At 63.2% G+C, this 17,563-nt stretch carries 18 protein-coding genes; 12 read left to right on the top strand and 6 right to left on the bottom strand.

Annotated features, from left to right (window positions below; all coding sequences use genetic code 11):
• Nucleotides 1-47: 47 nt before the first annotated feature.
• The 10 genes from VN004_RS21610 to map all read left to right on the top strand — a co-directional run bounded on the left by VN004_RS21610 (nucleotide 48) and on the right by map (nucleotide 9,841).
• Nucleotides 48-1,841 (top strand): IlvD/Edd family dehydratase, encoded by a 1,794-nt coding sequence (locus VN004_RS21610; RefSeq protein ID WP_325614242.1) that lies wholly within the window; start codon nucleotides 48-50, stop codon nucleotides 1,839-1,841.
• 189 nt (nucleotides 1,842-2,030) lie between these two features.
• Nucleotides 2,031-3,101 (top strand): C4-dicarboxylate TRAP transporter substrate-binding protein, encoded by a 1,071-nt coding sequence (locus VN004_RS21615; RefSeq protein ID WP_325614243.1) that lies wholly within the window; start codon nucleotides 2,031-2,033, stop codon nucleotides 3,099-3,101.
• 76 nt (nucleotides 3,102-3,177) lie between these two features.
• Nucleotides 3,178-3,699: a TRAP transporter small permease gene (locus VN004_RS21620; RefSeq protein ID WP_325614244.1), complete on the top strand. Its 522-nt coding sequence runs from the start codon at nucleotides 3,178-3,180 to the stop codon at nucleotides 3,697-3,699.
• Between the two features lie 12 nt (nucleotides 3,700-3,711).
• The gene (locus VN004_RS21625) at nucleotides 3,712-5,070 is read left to right on the top strand and encodes a TRAP transporter large permease subunit (protein WP_325614245.1); all 1,359 of its coding nucleotides are present in this window, start codon (nucleotides 3,712-3,714) and stop codon (nucleotides 5,068-5,070) included.
• A gap of 161 nt (nucleotides 5,071-5,231) precedes the next feature.
• The gene (locus VN004_RS21630; protein WP_325614246.1) at nucleotides 5,232-6,074 is read left to right on the top strand and encodes an isocitrate lyase/phosphoenolpyruvate mutase family protein; all 843 of its coding nucleotides are present in this window, start codon (nucleotides 5,232-5,234) and stop codon (nucleotides 6,072-6,074) included.
• Entirely contained in the window at nucleotides 6,059-6,757 is a 699-nt protein-coding gene (locus VN004_RS21635; RefSeq protein ID WP_325614247.1) for a GNAT family protein, read from the top strand. Before VN004_RS21630 ends, VN004_RS21635 begins: the two co-directional genes overlap by 16 nt.
• Nucleotides 6,754-7,512, top strand: coding sequence for an SDR family oxidoreductase (locus VN004_RS21640; protein WP_325614248.1), 759 nt, complete (start codon nucleotides 6,754-6,756; stop codon nucleotides 7,510-7,512). The genes VN004_RS21635 and VN004_RS21640 overlap by 4 nt, the downstream gene beginning before the upstream one ends.
• A gap of 24 nt (nucleotides 7,513-7,536) precedes the next feature.
• Nucleotides 7,537-7,863 carry a hypothetical protein gene (locus VN004_RS21645; protein WP_325614249.1) on the top strand — a complete coding sequence of 109 codons (327 nt, stop codon included), beginning with the start codon at nucleotides 7,537-7,539 and terminating at the stop codon, nucleotides 7,861-7,863.
• Nucleotides 7,864-7,875: 12 nt separating this feature from the next.
• Entirely contained in the window at nucleotides 7,876-8,859 is a 984-nt protein-coding gene (denD, locus tag VN004_RS21650; protein ID WP_325614250.1) for a D-erythronate dehydrogenase, read from the top strand.
• A 151-nt stretch (nucleotides 8,860-9,010) separates the two neighbouring features.
• Nucleotides 9,011-9,841: a type I methionyl aminopeptidase gene (map, locus tag VN004_RS21655; RefSeq protein WP_325614251.1), complete on the top strand. Its 831-nt coding sequence runs from the start codon at nucleotides 9,011-9,013 to the stop codon at nucleotides 9,839-9,841.
• A 230-nt stretch (nucleotides 9,842-10,071) separates the two neighbouring features.
• Here map and VN004_RS21660 read toward each other — a convergent pair whose 3' ends face one another.
• The gene (locus VN004_RS21660; RefSeq protein WP_325614252.1) at nucleotides 10,072-10,782 is read right to left on the bottom strand and encodes an antibiotic biosynthesis monooxygenase; all 711 of its coding nucleotides are present in this window, start codon (nucleotides 10,780-10,782) and stop codon (nucleotides 10,072-10,074) included.
• A gap of 163 nt (nucleotides 10,783-10,945) precedes the next feature.
• Here VN004_RS21660 and radC point away from each other — a divergent pair, with 163 nt between their 5' ends.
• On the top strand, nucleotides 10,946-11,674 hold the full coding sequence (gene radC, locus VN004_RS21665; RefSeq protein ID WP_325614253.1) for a RadC family protein: 729 nt from the start codon (nucleotides 10,946-10,948) through the stop codon (nucleotides 11,672-11,674).
• A gap of 154 nt (nucleotides 11,675-11,828) precedes the next feature.
• On the opposite strand, the gene VN004_RS21670 is transcribed toward radC, so the two are convergent.
• Together VN004_RS21670 and VN004_RS21675 are read right to left on the bottom strand one after the other, a co-directional pair.
• Complete coding sequence (locus tag VN004_RS21670; RefSeq protein WP_325614254.1) at nucleotides 11,829-12,539, bottom strand: AprI/Inh family metalloprotease inhibitor; 711 nt, start codon at nucleotides 12,537-12,539, stop codon at nucleotides 11,829-11,831.
• A gap of 70 nt (nucleotides 12,540-12,609) precedes the next feature.
• Entirely contained in the window at nucleotides 12,610-13,593 is a 984-nt protein-coding gene (locus VN004_RS21675) for a 2-hydroxyacid dehydrogenase (RefSeq protein ID WP_325614255.1), read from the bottom strand.
• Between the two features lie 127 nt (nucleotides 13,594-13,720).
• Here VN004_RS21675 and VN004_RS21680 point away from each other — a divergent pair, with 127 nt between their 5' ends.
• A complete protein-coding gene (locus VN004_RS21680) occupies nucleotides 13,721-14,329 on the top strand; it encodes an isoprenylcysteine carboxylmethyltransferase family protein (protein WP_325614256.1) in 609 nt (202 codons plus the stop codon).
• 3 nt (nucleotides 14,330-14,332) lie between these two features.
• On the opposite strand, the gene VN004_RS21685 is transcribed toward VN004_RS21680, so the two are convergent.
• The 3 genes from VN004_RS21685 to VN004_RS21695 all read right to left on the bottom strand — a co-directional run.
• Nucleotides 14,333-14,953, bottom strand: a complete 621-nt coding sequence (locus tag VN004_RS21685) for a LysE family translocator (protein WP_325614257.1) — start codon at nucleotides 14,951-14,953, stop codon at nucleotides 14,333-14,335.
• A complete protein-coding gene (locus tag VN004_RS21690; RefSeq protein WP_325614258.1) occupies nucleotides 14,950-16,293 on the bottom strand; it encodes a dihydrolipoamide acetyltransferase family protein in 1,344 nt (447 codons plus the stop codon). Before VN004_RS21690 ends, VN004_RS21685 begins: the two co-directional genes overlap by 4 nt.
• Before the next feature lie 115 nt (nucleotides 16,294-16,408).
• Nucleotides 16,409-17,563 (bottom strand): NAD-dependent succinate-semialdehyde dehydrogenase (locus VN004_RS21695; protein ID WP_325614259.1); only part of this gene is annotated, 1,155 nt, incomplete at its 5' end.

Genomic DNA, 17,563 nt, shown 5'->3' on the forward strand with positions numbered 1-17,563 from the left:
ATCAAGGTCGCAGCCGTTGTTTCGGGTTATCGTCCGGGTGGGTTGCAATGACTGAAAACAGGCAGCGCGGGCTGCGGTCGCAGCTTTGGTTCGACAATCCGGACAATCCAGGCATGACAGCGGTCTACCTGGAGCGCTATCTCAATTACGGGCTGACCTTCGAGGAACTCACCTCAGGCAAGCCGATCATCGGGATCGCTCAGACCGGCAGCGACCTTGCGCCGTGCAATCGACATCATCTCGACCTCGCCAAGCGCGTGCGGGAGGGCATTCGCGATGCCGGCGGCATCGCCTTCGAATTCCCGTGTCATCCGATCCAGGAAACCGGAAAGCGCCCGACGACCGCGCTGGATCGCAATCTCTCCTATCTCAGTCTCGTTGAAGTGCTCTTCGGCTATCCGCTCGACGGCGTGGTGCTGACGGCGGGCTGCGACAAGACCATGCCGGCCGGTTTGATGGCCGCCGCGACCGTCAATATTCCCGCGATCGTTCTGTCCGGCGGACCGATGCTGAACGGGTGGTGGAAGGGCCAACGCTCTGGCTCGGGCACCGTGATCTGGCAGGCGCGCAAGGATCTTGCCGCAGGCGAAATCGATTACCGCGAATTTCTCGGCATCATCGCGTCGTCAGCGCCGTCGATCGGGCATTGCAACACGATGGGCACGGCGTCGACCATGAACGCGCTCGCGGAGGCGCTCGGTATGTCGTTGCCCGGTTCGTCAGCGATCCCCGCACCCTACCGGGAACGTGCCCAGATCGCCTACGAGACCGGCCGCCGCGCGGTTGAGATCGTGCGCGAAGACCTCAAGCCGTCGGACATCCTGACGCGACATGCTTTCGAAAACGCGATCGTGACGTGTTCGGCAATCGGCGGATCGACCAACGCGCCGATTCACATCAACGCAATCGCGAGACACATCGGTGTCGAACTCACGATCGACGATTGGGAGCGCATCGGCTTCCACATCCCGTTGCTTCTCGACATGCAGCCGGCCGGCAAGTATCTCGGCGAGGACTATTACCGCGCCGGCGGGTTGCCGGCCGTGCTGAATGAATTAATGGAGGCCGGCCGCATCCACGCGGACGCCCTCACCATCAACGGACGATCGATCGGCGAAAATGTCAGCCGCGCGAGGTCGCTCGATGCCGACGTCATCCGCCCCTATCACCAGCCGCTGATACGGGATGCCGGCTTCCGCGTCCTGAAAGGAAATCTGTTCGACTCCGCGATCATGAAGATGAGCGTGATCTCGGACGATTTCCGAAGCCGATATCTATCGAATCCGGACGATCCGGACGCTTTCGAAGGCCGCGCGGTGGTGTTCGAGGGACCGGAGGATTATCACGCTCGGATTGAAGATCCTGCGTTGAACATCGACGAGCGAACCATTCTGGTGATGCGCGGCGTCGGGCCGATCGGCTTTCCCGGTTCGGCGGAGGTGGTGAACATGCAGCCGCCCGCGGCGCTCCTCGTCGCCGGGATCGAGTCGCTGCCCTGCATCGGCGACGGGCGCCAGTCCGGCACCTCGTCATCGCCCTCGATCCTCAATGCTTCGCCCGAAGCTGCGGCCGGTGGCGGTCTGGCGCTGCTGGCGACCGGCGACCGGATCAGGATCGATCTGCGTGAAGGGACCGTGAACATGTTGGTACCGGCCGAGGAAATCGAGCGCCGTCGATCGGCGCTTGCTGAAGCCGGGGGCCTTCCCATTCCCGCAAGCCAGACGCCGTGGCAGGAACTCTATCGCCTGACCGTTACGCAGATGTCAGACGGACAGATCATTCGCGGCGCCGACCAATATCGTCGTGTCGCGCAAAAGAGCATTCCCCGCGACAGCCATTGAGGTTCGCGAGCGCTGACATCGATCAGCCTGCCGGTGCGACACAGGCTGGCTTTCAGGCTGCGAAAAAGGCCCGGAACCGGCGCCGCCTGCACAGCCGGCAGCGATAACGTTTGACTTCGCCCCCGCCTCCGCCCGATGCTTGCGACATAAAAACATAATAGCTGCCAATCGCGGTATCGGGAGGACATCATGATCATGCGCCATCTCGTCGGTGCGCTTGCGTTAGGCGCGCTTGTGACACTGACAGGTCCGGTCTCCGCTCAGGAGACGATCCGGTTGCGGATCGCCTCAGGCCATCCGCCGGTCAACACCTACGTCAACCTGATGCAGAATTTCTTCGTGCCGGAAGTGACGAAGCGCGTCGCGGCCAAGACGAAGTACAAGGTTGAATTCGTCGAAGGTTATGGCGGCGCAATGGTAAAGGTCGCGGACACGCTGGAAGGCGTGCAGTCCGGCATCATCGACATCGGCGGCTATTGCTTCTGTTTCGAACCGTCGAATCTCCCGCTGCATGCATTCCAGGTGATGCTGCCGTTCGGCACCATGGACCCGGTCGCGAGCGTGAAGATCGCGCGAGAGGTCTATGACCAGGTGCCGTTCATGTCCAAGGTGTTCGAGGACAAGTATCGCCAGAAGCTGATCGCGCTGATCGCCGACAACGGCTACAATCTCGGCACCAATTTCGAATGGAACAACGTCGCTGATCTGAAAGGGCAAAAACTCGCCGGCGCCGGCCTTAATCTGAAGTGGCTGGAATATGCCGGCGCGACACCCGTGCAATCGTCACTGCCCGAGGCCTACACGGCGATGCAGACCGGCGTCTATAATGGCTGGATCATGTTCCCGTCGGGCTGGGTGAATTTCAAGCTGTATGAAGTCGGCAAGTTCTACACCGAGATCGGCTTCGGCGCGATCACGTGGCACGGCCTGACCATCAACAAGGCGCGTTGGGACAAGCTGCCGAAAGAAGTGCAGGACATCATCCTCGAAGTCGCCAAGGAATACGAGGCGATGACCGGCACGGTGAACCAGGCGAACTATCCCAAGCAGCTCGACGAGCTGAAAGCCAAGGGCACGAATGTCCGCAAGCTGCCCGACAGCGTGCAGGCCGACTGGGCGAAATCACTCGCCGCGTGGCCCAAGGAGAAAGCCAAGGAACTGGACGCGCAGGGCCTTCCTGCGACCCAGGTGCTGGAAGCGACGCTCGCCGCGGCCGAGAAGCACGGACACAAATGGCCGGTGCGCTATTCCATCAAGTGAGATCAGATCCATCATGCCCGGCTTTCGCCGGGCATGACCCATCCTTCCGGAGCTTCACCGCAAGCGGATGCGAGCAATGATTGAAGGCGTGGTCACTCGCGTGGTGCACAGCTTGCTCGCAATCGCCGCGGCTATCATCTTTCTGCTGAGCTTCCTCGTCGTCGCCGACGTCATCGGACGCGGCGCCTTCAACTCTCCGGTCAAGGGCACGCCGGAGATCGTCTCGATGTCGATCGTCATCATCTGCTTCCTGCTGGCCGCCTATGCGATCCAGAGCGGAGGAATGCTGCGCACCGATGTGATCGCTTCGCTATTCGGCCGCCGCGGCTACGCCTTTGCCGACCTGTTGTCCGGGCTTCTCGGCGCCGGCTTTTTCCTCCTGATCGTGTGGGGCAGCTTCGAGCCGACGCTGCATGCGTGGACCAGCAACGAATTCGAAGGGGAAGGCGCGTTGCGCGTGCCGGTCTGGCCTGCACGGCTTGTGGTGATGCTCGGCTCGGCGCTGGTGATCGCGATCTATCTCGGACAGGCGTTCCTGGCTTTGCTCGCCTTGATCCGCCCGGACGACGCGCCACCCCCCGTTTCCACGCCGCATTGACCGGAGCCCGCGATGTTCGGTCATAGCGACATGATCCTGGTCGTCGTGGTGCTGCTGGCGCTGGTCTTTGCCGGCGTCCATATCGCGATCGCGCTCGGCGTCACCGCCGCCATCGGCATCTATCTGATGACCAGCGACATCGAGATCGTTCGCACCTTCGTCGCCAACACCGCCTATGAAGCGCTGCGCGATTACGTCTTCGCTGTCATTCCGTTGTTCATGCTGATGGGCGACTTCCTCGCCAAATGCGGCGCCGCGACCGACCTCTACACGCTCGCGAACCGTCTCAGCCGCTGGCTGCCGGCGCGGCTCGCGGTTGCAACCATCATCGCCAACGCGATCTTCGCCTTCGTGACCGGCGTCAGCATCGCCGCGGCCGCGGCTTTCTCGCGCATCGCTTATCCGGAGATGCGCCGCTACGGCTATAACCGGGAATTCGCACTCGGCTGCATCGCCGGCAGCGCATGCCTTGGAATGCTGATTCCGCCTTCGGTGCTGATGATCGTGTGGGGCGTTCTCACCGAATTGTCGATCGGCAAGCTGTTCCTCGCCGGGGTGTTGCCGGGCATCCTCCTCGCCGGGGGCTTCTGCGCCTACGTGATCGTCATGGCGCTGCTGAAGCCGTCGCTGGTGGGCGAAACAGGCGAGCGGCCGATCCGCGCCGCGCCGCTTGGCGCCGCGGTATCCGGACCGATCGGCAACGCCGCGGACCAGCAGCCGATTGGACAGCTCCTGTTCAGCACGGCTCTGGTGCTCGCGCTGATCGCCGCCGTGCTTGGCTCGATCTGGCTCGGCTTCTGTACGCCGACCGAAGGCGCCGGTGTCGGCGCGGTCGGCGCCCTGATCCTGGCGCTGATCAAGGGCATCACCTGGCGCGAGGTCTGGCAGGTGGTGCTCAACGTTGGGCGCACGTCCGGACCGCTGCTGCTGCTCCTGTTCTGCGCGCAGCTTTATTCGCGTGTGCTTTCGATGACCGGCTTCACCGAAACGGCGAAGACTTTTCTCCTTGGCACCGGATTGGGTCCGACCGGCATTCTGATTGTCATGCTGGCGATCTGGTTCGTGCTCGGCTGTCTGATTGACTCGATATCGATCATCCTGCTGACCGTGCCGATCTTCGCGCCGATCGCCGTCACGCTCGGCATCGATCCTTTGGCATTCGCAATCATCGGCATTCTGGCCATCGAGACCGGCCTCCTGACCCCTCCCTTCGGCATTCTCGTCTTCACGGTGAAGGCGGCCGTGCCGGAGCCCAATGTGCCGCTGTCGGAGATCTTCCGCGGTTCGATCCCCTACTGGATCATCCTGTTCGCGGTCGTTGTGGCGATTGTCGTGTTTCCGCGGATTGCGACGTACCTGCCTTCGCTGTGATCCAAACGCTCAAAAATTTCGCTCGCAACTGCGAAATATCAAGTGACAGCAGCGGCGCTGCGGCATGACATGCCAGCGATGCACGCACCGGATAACCGTCCGGATCGATTTGCGGATAAGAAAGCTTGCCAACGTCGGTCCCTCTGTCCTTGAGTTTTCCCATGCCATCGCCCACCGAGAAACGTCGTACCTTCCGCAATCTGCATCAAAGCGGCTGTTTCGTGATCCCTAACCCGTGGGATGTCGGAAGCGCGCGTTATCTGCAGCATCTCGGCTTCAAGGCGCTGGCCACCACAAGTCTCGGCTATGCCTTCTCCGCGGGCTATGCGGACAACGCTGTCCCGCGCGACGTGATGCTCGCCCATATCGCCGAGCTCACCCGCGCGTGCGACCTACCGCTCAACGCTGACTTCGAGGGCGGCTACGCCGACGATCCGGATGGCGTCGCCGAGAGCGTGACGCTCTGCGTCGCAACCGGCGTCGCCGGCCTCTCGATCGAGGATTCAACCGGCGACAAGGCCAATCCGCTCTATCCTTTCGACCTCGCGCTGGCGCGCATCAAGGCCGCGCGCGCCGCCATCGACAAGTCAGGCGCGGATGTTTTCCTGACCGCGCGCACCGAAGGCTTCATCCGCGGCCGCCCCGACATGGACGAGACGATCCGCCGCCTGCGGGCTTTTGCCGACGCGGGCGCCGATTGTCTTTATGCGCCCGGCATCCGGACCCGCGAGGAGATCGAGAAGGTCGTGAATGCGGTCGCCCCGAAGCCGGTCAACGTGCTCGTCGGATGGCCGAGCGACCTTTCCGTGCAGGACATTGCCAAACTCGGCGCGCGTCGCATCAGCGTCGGCGGCGCGCTCGCGCGCGCGGCGTGGGGCGGCTTCATCCGAGCGGTGCGGCAATTGTCGGACGGCGGGTGCTTCAATGGCTTCGCCGATGCTGCTCCCGCCGCGGAACTCAATGCCCTGTTCCGTGAGGACCGGGCCAAATGGCCGGCCGCGTGAGCGGACCTGATCCACTCAATTTTTCCGGCGCAGCAAGGCCCGGCCCGGTCGTACTGAGCGGCCGCTATGGCCGCGTGGAGAGACTCGATCCGGAGCGCCACGGCGAGACGCTGTGGGAAGCTTTCAAAGCCGATCCGACATTGTGGGACTACATGGCCTATGGCCCGTTCGAGTCGGAAGACGCGTTCAGGCATTGGCTGGTCGACCGTGCGGCGCTCGCAGACCCTTACGTATATGCCATCGTCACACCCGATGACCGCGCTGTCGGACTTGCCACGCTGATGGCGATCCGCCCCGACATGGGCGTGATCGAAGTCGGACACATCGTCTATGCCCCAGCACTTCAGCGCAGCCGGCTCGGCACCGAAGCGCAGTTTCTGCTGGCGCGGTATGTCTTCGAGACCCTCGGCTACCGCCGCTACGAATGGAAGTGCAACGCGCTCAACACGGCATCGCGCCGCGCCGCCGAGCGCTATGGTTTCACCTTCGAAGGCATTTTCCGCCAGCATATGATCGTCAAGGGCGAGAACCGAGATACCGCCTGGTACGCGATGCTCGATCGCGAATGGCCCGCGCGCAAGGTCGCGTTTGAGAAGTGGCTCGCACCCCCAAATTTCGATAACGATGGACGGCAGCGAACCAAACTCGCAGTTGCATCATCGCGTCCAGGCAAGGATTCATGACCGATCGTCTGCGCGGCAAGGTGGCCGTGATCACCGCAGCGGGGCAAGGCATCGGCCGCGCCATCGCCGAAGCGTTCGTTACGGAAGGCGCGCAAGTGATCGCGACCGATATCGACCCCGCCAAGCTGGCGGGCATCGGCGCGGCACGCGAAACGATGCTGGACGTGCTCTCCGGCCCCGCCATCGCCGCGCTGGCCCGCGAGGTGGATGCGAATTTCGGCGGCGCGGATATCCTCGTGAATTGCGCGGGCTTTGTGCATCACGGCACTGCGCTCGATTGCACGGACGAGGACTGGGACTTCTCCTTCGACCTCAACGTCAAGTCCATGCATCGGATGATCCGCGCCTTCCTCCCGGCGATGCTGAAGAAACAGCGCGGCTCCATCATCAACATGTCGTCCGCAGCGTCATCGATCGCCGGCTTGCCGAACCGCTACGTCTATGGTGGGAGCAAGGCGGCGGTCATCGGCCTGACAAAGGCGGTGGCGGCAGATTTCATTCGGCAAGGCATCCGCTGCAATGCGATCTGTCCCGGCACGATTGAATCGCCGTCCCTGGAAGGACGGATCGAGACGCTGGCCGCCAAGACCGGCCAGCCGCTCGATGCCGTGCGCCAGAACTTCATCGATCGCCAGCCGATGGGCCGGCTCGGCACGCCGCAGGAAGTGGCTGCGCTTGCGGTATTTCTCGCCTCTGATGAATCCAGCTATATCACCGGCCAGCCGCATCTGGTCGATGGCGGGCTGGCGTTGTAACCTCGCTTCCTTTCGGAGGCGCTCATGCGTGTGATCCCGCTCGCGATGCTGTTTGCCGTATTGCCCGGCCTCGCTTTCGCTGCGAATTGCAAGCGCAATGGAAGCACGGTGACCTGCGACGACGGCCGGACCGGCATTTTCGCCGGCGATGCAATCATATGGCCCGATGGCACACGTTCATCGAGCGCACAGCATCCCAGTGTCCACATCGGTCACAAGGATTCGGTGCGCGTCGGTCCGGGTGTGTTCGTCGGTTCGCCGTCCGGACGCGGATCGGTGCCACTCGACGATCCGAACGCGCCGCATAAACGCAGTTGCGCCGTGCTCGATGGCGTTTCCTATTGTCACTGACGGAATTCTCCCATGCATGTCCTTGTAACCGGCGCGGCCGGGATGATCGGCCGCAAGCTGCTCGCACGGCTCGCGCGTGATGGCGGCCTGAACGGCAAGCCGATCGAAACACTGACCCTGACCGACATCGTGACGCCGGAGGCGCCGGCCGGCCTCGCCACGAACCCGGTCCTCGATACGTCCGATCTCGCAGCGCCCGGTGTCGCCGAACGTCTCGTCAAGGGACGGCCCGACGTCATCTTTCACCTCGCCGCAATACCGTCCGGAGGCGCCGAGACCGATTTCGAGGCCGGGTATCGGGCCAATCTCGACGGCACCCGCAATCTCCTCGAGGCCATCCGCAAGATCGGCGACGGTTACAAGCCCAAGGTGATCTACACTTCATCGATCGCCGTCTATGGCGCACCCTTTCCGCATTCGATACCGGACGACTTCATCCTGACGCCGCTGACAAGCTACGGTGCGCACAAGGTGATCTGCGAAACGCTGCTCGCCGACTACAACCGGAGAGGTTTTCTGGAGGGCGTGGGTGTGCGGCTATGCGGCATCACGGTCCGGCCGGGCAAACCCAATCTCGCGGCCTCGGGGTTCTACTCGAGCATCATCCGGGAGCCTCTCGCCGGACTCGAGGCGACGCTGCCGGTATCGGACGACATCACGAACACGCACGCCTCCCCGCGGGCCGCGGCCGGGTTCCTGGTTCATGCCGCATCGCTGACCCCAGAGCAGATCGGACCCCGCATCAACATGACCATGCCGGGGGTCTGCTGCACGGTCGGCGAGCAGCTGGAGGCGCTCCGGCGCGTTGCGGGTGACCGGGTCGCGGCGCGGGTCCACCGTCGCCCGGACGAATTCATCATGCGGATTGTCGCCGGGTGGCCGAGCCGTTTCGACTGCACCCGCGCCCGTGAACTCGGATTCACCGCTGAATCCTCGTTCGACGAGATCATCCGCGTCCATATTGAGGACGACCTGGACGGAAACTTCGTTCAATGAAGGGACTGGCAGCCCTCCGCGAGATCTGCCACCGGGCAGCAATGAAGGCCACGCGGGGCTGCCATCCGGCTCCGGACTTGCCCGTGGGCAAACTTGCATCAAGGGCCTGATCGCATACATTGCGGGTGACTTCCCCTCCCCGAGGACCTTCATGAATTATGTCGATGCCGCCCTTGCGCCGATGCGCAAGACCGGACAGATCAAATTACACAAGGCGGAAGCCTTCGCCGGCATGCGCAAGGCTGGCCAGCTGGTCGCGGAATGCCTGGACATGCTGGTTCCGGAAGTCCGCCCGGGCGTACCGACCGAGCGTATCGACAGGCTCGTGCATGAATTTGCCATGGACCACGGCGCGCTGCCTGCGACGCTGATGTATCGTGGCTATCGCAAATCCACCTGCACCTCGATCAATCATGTCGTCTGTCACGGCATTCCAAGCGACAAGCCGATGAAGGAAGGCGACATCGTCAACATCGATGTCACGCTGATCCTCGATGGATGGCACGGCGACTCGAGCCGCATGTATCCGGTCGGCGAAATTCCGCGCCGGGCGGAACGGCTGATCGACGTGACATACGACGCGATGATGCGCGGCATCGCCGTGATCCGGCCCGGCGCGACGACGGGCGACATCGGCGCCGCGATCCAGTCCTTTGTCGAAGCCCAGCACATGAGCGTGGTGCGGGATTTCTGCGGCCATGGGCTCGGGCGGCTGTTCCATGACGAGCCGAACATCGTTCACGTCGGGCGTGCGGGTGAAGGCACCGTGCTGCGGCCCGGCATGTTCTTCACCGTCGAACCCATGATCAATCTGGGCCGGCCGCATGTGAAGGTGCTGTCCGACGGATGGACCGCGGTCACGCGGGACCGGTCGCTGTCCGCCCAATTCGAACACACCGTTGGCGTCACCGATACCGGCGTGGAGATCTTCACGCTCTCGCCCAAGGGGCTCGACAAGCCGCCCTACGCCGCGAAGGCATAACGTCGCGCAGTTCGGCCGGACGCCAGGCGGTGCAAGCTACCGCCTGCGCCGGATTGGCACGCGCTGAAGAACATTCAGTTTTCACAGAAGCAGCCGCTCTCTCGCTGTCATCGCCCGCGAAAGCGGGCGATCCAGTCAACACAATTGCTTCAAGAGCTCACTGGATGCCCCGCTTTCGCGGGGCATGACAAGACATGGGCGAAGCGATTTCGCTTCAACCGAAATCGCTTTTAATTCACCACGCGATACAGCCGCTCGTCATACAGGCTGCCGCTCTTCGGCAGCAATTCGGTACGAAAGTCCTTGGTCGATTGCGCTGCCGTGTGGCGTTTCCACGCTTCGATATTGTTCCAGACCGCAACAATCGTCATGTGGTTCGGCCGGCTGGCCTGGGACAACACGTCGAAGCGCGCATTGCCGTCACTGCGGCGGCCTTCGAAGGCGAAGGTCTGTAGCAATTCCTCTCCCTTCTGGCGGAAGGTCGGAATGAAGTCGACATGCGTGACCGCATAGATCGAACCGCCGGGATTGTTCTGCCCCGTCGTCAATTCGCGGTGCGGGCGTTCGTCATAGGGCGCGGCCTCGATCGCCTGGAGCGCTTCGCGCGCCGTCTTGACATGCGCTGACGCCGCATGCGCCTCACGCATCTTGTTGTCCTTCCAGTGCTCGACGACCACGAAGTGGTTCGGCTGCCCATTGCGCTGGAGCACCGTCATCGAGAGATAGCCGTTGTCCTTTGCACTGGCGGCCTTGAGCGCCTTCAACGCAGCGAGCGCCTTGGCTTCGGAGCCCGGCGCGACTTCGATATAGGCGATCACCCAATTGCCGGATGGCGCCTCGGATCCCGGCGGCAAACCGCCTTGCGCAGCAGGGGCTTGCGCCAGCGCTGTCACGGCGCCGGCGACCACCATCATTACTGCAGCGAGTGCGCATTTCCACATGGCTTTCCTCCGCATGTTTTCGCGATGGTCCGGCTCGGCCACGGCTCTTGCACCGAGCTTAATCGACTTCGGGCGGCGATGAAACGCGTCGACGCCGCACCCCACCGATTTCTGAGATTGCAAAAGATCGCAATCGCGTCATGCTTGCTGCGGGGTGCGGGGTATGTCGCAGGCAGGAAAATCCGACGATGCCAAGGCCGTGGCGGGTCTTGAAGACGCAACGCCACATTATCACGGCCATCGCGAGCGGCTGCGCGCGCGATTCCGCGAAGCCGGGCCCGACGCGTTGGCCGATTACGAATTGCTCGAGCTCGTCCTGTTCCGCGCCATCCCGCAGCGCGATGTGAAGCCGCTCGCCAAGACGCTGATCACGAAATTCGGGTCTTTCGCCGAAGTGATCGCGGCGCCCGAGACGCGATTGAAAGAGGTCAAGGGCCTCGGCGACGCTGCGATCACGGAGATCAAGATCGTGCAGGCGGCCGCGAGCCGCCTCGTGCGCGGCCAGGTGCGGGCACGGACAGTCCTGTCATCCTGGTCGTCGGTGCTCGACTATTGCCGCACCGCAATGGCCTTCGCCGACAAGGAGCAATTCCGCATCCTGTTTCTCGACAAGAGAAACCAGCTGATCGCCGACGAAGTGCAGCAGACCGGGACCGTGGACCACACGCCGGTCTATCCGCGCGAAGTGGTCAAGCGCGCGCTCGAATTGTCGGCGACGGCGATCATTCTCGTGCACAATCACCCGTCGGGCGATCCGACGCCGTCACGCGCCGACATTCAGATGACGCAGTCGATCATGGAGGTGGCGAAGCCGCTCGGCATCTCGGTTCACGATCACATCATCGTCGGCCGAGACGGACATGCGAGCCTGAAGGGGCTGCGGCTGATCTAGAGCAATTTCGGTTGAGGTGAAATCACATCGCCCGTTTCATGTCATGCCCCGTGAAAGCGGGGCATCCAGTAAACTCTTGGAGCAGTTGTGATTACTGGATCGCCCGCTTTCGCGGGCGATGACAGCGAGATAGCGGCTGCTCCTACGGGGCGCGCTATTTCTTCTGCAGCAGGATCTGATCGCCGCCCTCGGGCACGCGCCACCACTTTTTCGGCTCGCGTTCTTCGAAGCGCCAGCTCTGGCCGTTGGGCGACGCGAGCACGAGTTCGCCCTTGTCGAGCCGCCAGACATTCGGGTTGAGCCGCGACATCGCCTGATCGCATGGCTGACGGATCGTCAGGCGATATTCGTCGAAGCCCTTGGTCGCCGTGTTGGTGAAGTTCAGCGCGCAGACCGGCTTGTCCGCCCGGATCATCGACCATTCGCCGGCGAGTTCGTCGACCGACCGTTTGGGTGCGAAGACCGCAGCCGAGGCGGCGGTCTGCAGGAAATAAAGACCCTCGCCCTTTCGCTCGCCCTCGAACATGCCGACTTCGACTTCGCTGAATTCGAACACCGTGCGGCCGCGGGCGTCGACGAGCTTCAGCGTCTGGTTGGCGATCGTCCAGCCTTCGACATCCTTCAACGGCGGAATCGCCGTACCGCATCCGGGGTCGAACTCAACCTGCGAGCCGGCGCGGGCCGGCTCGGCCTTGAAGGTGAGATTGCAGACACGGTCACGGTCCGAGTTCGACAATTCCCACACGCCGCTCACAGTCGTGGGTTTGGCCGGTTCCGGTTCCGGCTTCTCGTCGCTTTGCGTCTGCGCCGCTGCCTGGCTTGCGGCACAGATCAGGATCAGGCCGATGAAAAGAGCGCGCCGCATTGGTTCCGTTGCCTTTTGACACGGCGCCAGAAGCGCCGCGCGGCCTTTTACCACAGCGGATGCGGCGAAATCACGCCGGCTTCTTCGGCGGGTAGGGCGTTTGCGGGACCGGGGTTAGCGGACCCTTGCCGGCAAACCAGGACTTGAGGTTGTCGACGACAAGCTGGTCCATCGCCTTGCGGGTCGCGACCGAGGCCGAACCGAGATGCGGAAACAGCACAATATGCTCCATCTCGATCAATTCCTGCGGGACATGCGGCTCGTTCACGAACACATCAAGACCGGCGGACATGATGGTGCGGTTCTTCAACGCGGCGATCAGCGCCTGTTCGTCCACCACCGAGCCACGCGCCATGTTGATCAGAATGCCGTTCGGACCGAGCGCCTGAAGCACCTCGGCGTTGATCATGTTTTTCGTGGACGCGCCGCCCGGCACAATGACCATCAGCGTGTCGACATCGCGCGCCATGTCGAGAAGCTTCGGGTAATATTTGTAGGTCACGCCCGGTTGCGGATTACGCGAATGATAGACCACCGGCACGCCGAACGCTTCGAGGCGGCGCGCGATCGCCTTTCCGATGCGTCCCATTCCAACCATGCCGACGGTGCGATCGCGCAGCGTCGCCGGCGTCAGCCGGTAGCCGCCCTGAAGCCATTTTCCGGCACGCAGATAGCGCTCTGCCTGCGGTAATTCCCGCACCGTGCACAACAGGAGGCCGAGCGCGGTGTCGGCGACTTCCTCGTTCAGCACATCGGGCGTGTTGGTCACCACCACGCCGTGCTGACCCGCCCAATCGGCGTCGACATGGTCATAGCCGACACCGAAGCTCGACACGATCTCGAGCCTGGGAAAGCGCGACATGAACGCGCCATCGATCTTGTTTGCGGTATAGGCGATGGCGATGCCCCGAATGCGGGGAGCGACCTCCTTGAGAAACGCCTCCTGATCCTTGGCTTCGACAAGCTTGTGCATCGTCGCGAATGGTTCAACCCCGCCGACAATGACCGGCTTGGCCTGTCCGATCAGCAATACTTCAGGCTTTTCGGCCGCCATTCCGTCTCTCCATCCGCATTGATCTACATCAAAAGAAAGCGGCCGGTTTCTGCCGCAATTCATCTATACCAGCGGTCGTCCGTCCGCCAAATCGGCCGTCTCTATCGGCCAATCGAACCTTCAATTCATGAAAATTCATACCGTTCAGGCGATCCGCAAGCTGGTGCTCTATGCGGCCGTCGCCGTCGGTATCTTTGTTTTTGCGGTCACGACGTCAATTCACCCCGGCGACCGGACCGTCCACGAAATGATCGAATGGCTCGGCATCGTCCTTATCGTGGCCTGCATCCTCGGACGGACATGGTCCTCGCTCTATATCGGCGGTCGGAAAATCGAGGAATTTGTGCAGACCGGCCCCTATTCGATCATGCGCAATCCGCTCTATTTCTTCTCCTTTCTTGGCGCCGCAGGCGTCGGCATGCAGGTGGGCAGCGTGGTACTCGGCCTGATCTGCGCGGCCCTGGCCTGGATTGTGTTCTACGTGGTGGTCCTGCAGGAGGAGCAGGTGCTGGCCGCGCGCTACGGTGACAGCTATCGCAACTACCTCGCGCGCGTGCCGCGGTTCTTTCCCAAGCCGTCACTGTGGCACGACGATCCGACGCTTACCATCCGTCCGCCCCGCGTGATCATGACCTTTGCGGATGCGCTGGTGTTCCTGCTGGCGGTCCCGGTGGCCGAACTTTTCGAGTACCTGCAGGACATCGGTGCGATTCCGGTGCTGCTGCGACTTCCCTGAGTCTCAGTTGCGAACGACGATCGCGGCGGCTGCCCCCGCCATCGCAAGACCCGCGATCCGGTTGACCGACTGGATGGCTCGCGGCGAGGTGAACATGCGCCGCGCCTGCGCGGCGAGGATGACATAGCCGGCCAGCACCGCGCTCACGACCACCGCGACGATGATGGCAAGTTCCGCCATGTCGATGATCGTCAGCCGCGTCAGGTCGATCACTGTCGGCATCAGCGCGAGATAGAACAGCATGATCTTCGGATTGCCGAGCGAGATCAGCATTGCCGCGCCGAACAATTGCCGCCCCTGTCCGCGCAGCGGCTCCGCCTTGACCGGCGCGCCGGAGTCCCGCCACAGCTTCCAGGCGAGGAACAGGAGATAGGCGGCTCCGACATACTTCACGATCAGGAAAACCGGCTGAAACAGCGCGGCGAGCGCCGCGAGGCCGAACATTGCGCAGCTCAGCCAGATCAGGTCGCCCAGCACGAGCCCAGCGCAGAACGCGGCAATCCCGTCGGTGCCGCGCGCCATGATGCGCGAGACAAGAGCCGCGATCGCGGGGCCCGGCGATATCACCGCGACCATCAGCACCATCGCGAAGGTGAGGAAGGCGAGCTGCTCCACGGAGATCACACCAGCATGGTCACGGGTTGCTCGAGATAGCCCTTCACCGCGGCAAGAAGCTGGGCGCCCAGCGCGCCGTCGATGACCCGGTGATCGCAGGACAATGTCACCGTCATCTGACTTTCGAAACGCACGCCACCATCTTCGGTCTCGACCGCACGCCGCTGCGCGGCGCCGACCGCGAGGATGGTCGATTGCGGCGGGTTGATGATGGCCGAAAAATCGCGCACGCCAAACATTCCGAGATTGGAGACGGCGCTGACGCCGCCCTGATATTCCTCGGGCTTGAGTTTCTTGTCGCGGGCGCGCTCGGCGAGCACGCGCATCTCGTTCGAGATCGCGCTCAGCGACTTGGTGTCGGCCGCGCGGATCACCGGGGTCATCAGCCCGCCATCGAGAGCGACAGCGACGCCGATATCGACACGCTGGAAGCGCAGGATGCGGTCCTCTGCGTAGATCGCATTCGCCGCCGGCACGCGCTTCAAGGCCAAAGCCAGCGCCTTGATGACAAAGTCATTGACCGAGAGCTTGTAGCCGGCCTCGCCCTGCGGTGCCGCCTCATTGGCTTGCGCGCGCACCATGAGCAGCGCGTCGAGCGTCACGTCCGCGGTGAGATAGAAATGCGGGATGGTCTGCTTGGCCTGCGTGAGGCGCGCCGCAATGGTGGCGCGCATGCCATCGAGCGGCAATTCCTCGAACGGCACATCGCGATAGAGCGCGAGAATCTCGGATGCGGACGGCCCGGCTGCGAGTGCAGAGCGCGCGGGAGCAGCCCTCGTGATCTTTGCCTCGACATCGCGGGCGACGATGCGTCCGCGCGGACCCGAGCCGGTGATCCGCGTCAGGTCGATGCCGTTCTCGCCGGCGAGCCTGCGCGCCAGCGGTGTCACCGTGACGCCGCCGATTTTTGCCGGACCGAAATTGCGCTCGGGCGTGCGGACCTCCCGGAAGGGATCCATCACGATCGGCCTTTGCGCCGTCGTGCGTTCGGTGCTCCGCTCATGCCCGCGGAGGCGGGCATCCAGGTCCTGACTCTGGGTCACCGCTTTCGCGGGGACGACCGGAGGAGAGGCCGGGACAGGCTTCGAGACTTGCGTCTGCGGCGCTGCCGTCTCACCCTCGCCGAGGATCACCGCGACGACAGCACCGACTTTCGCCACTTCGCCGACCTGGACATTCACCGCAGACAGCGTGCCGCCGAAGGTCGCCGGCACTTCCATCGAGGTCTTGTCGGTCTCGATCTCGAACAGGTTGTCGCCCGGCGCAACGATGTCGCCGGCATTCTTGAACCATTTGACGATCTTGCCTTCGGCGACGGTCTCGCCGAGTTGCGGCATCAGCACGTCCATTTGCGTCCTCAAGCGTCCACTTTGTCATGCCTCGCGAAAGCGGGGCATCCAGCAAGCACCGAACCGCGTCGGAGTACGTCATCGCCCGCCTTCGCGGGTGATGACAGAAAAAGGTTCACCAGCTCACCGACACATATTGCGTCTCGAGAAACTCCATCAGCCCCTCATGCGCGCCCTCGCGGCCGATTCCGGACTGCTTCATGCCGCCGAACGGCGCCGCCGGATCGGAGACGAGGCCACGGTTCAACCCGATCATGCCAAAATCGAGCTGCTCCGAGACACGCATGCCGCGGCCGATATCCTTCGTGTAGAGATAGGCGACGAGCCCATATTCGGTGTCGTTCGCGCGCTTGATCGCCTCGTCCTCGGACTTGAAGGTCTGGATCGACGCGACCGGCCCGAAAATCTCCTCGTTCAGCATCTTGGCCGAGTCCGGCACATTGGTCAGAACCGTCGCCGGATAGAAGAAGCCCGGGCCGTCCGGCGTCTTGCCGCCGGTCAGAAGCTTCGCGCCCTTCGACACCGCGTCCTCGACCAGTTCGATCACCTTGTCGCGGCCTTCCTTGTTGACCAGCGGTCCCAGATTGACGCCCTCGTCGAGGCCGTTGCCCATCTTCAGCGACTTCATTTTCGCCGTGAGCTTCTCGGCGAATGCATCATGCACCGTTTCATGCACATAGAAGCGGTTCGCGGCAGTGCAGGCCTCGCCCATGTTGCGCATCTTCGCGATCATCGCGCCTTCGATCGCGGCATCGATGTCGGCGTCCTCGAAGACGATGAATGGCGCATTCCCGCCAAGCTCCATCGCCGGCTTGACGATGTTGTCGGCGGCTTCGCGCAGCAGCACGCGGCCGACTTCGGTCGAGCCGGTGAAAGACACGACGCGCACCCGCGGATCGTGCAGCATCGCGCTCACCACCTTGCCGGAGGACCGCGACGGGATGACGTTGACCACGCCCGCCGGCACACCGGCCTCCTCCAGGATCGGCATCAGCGCGAGCATGGTCAGTGGCGTGTCGGACGCGGGCTTGAGCACTACCGGACAGCCGGCCGCAAGCGCAGGCCCGATCTTGCGGGTCGCCATCGCGGCGGGGAAATTCCACGGCGTCACCAGCAGGGCGATGCCGGCCGGCTTGTGCTGCACAAGGATGCGCGCGCCCGAGGCCGGTGCCAGCGACATCTGGCCGATATTGCGCACACCTTCCTCGGCGAACCAGCGGAAGAATTCGGCTGCATAGGCGACTTCGCCACGCGAGTCCGGCAGCGCCTT

Source organism: Pseudorhodoplanes sp., assembly GCF_035565855.1.
Lineage (GTDB): Bacteria > Pseudomonadota > Alphaproteobacteria > Rhizobiales > Xanthobacteraceae > Pseudorhodoplanes.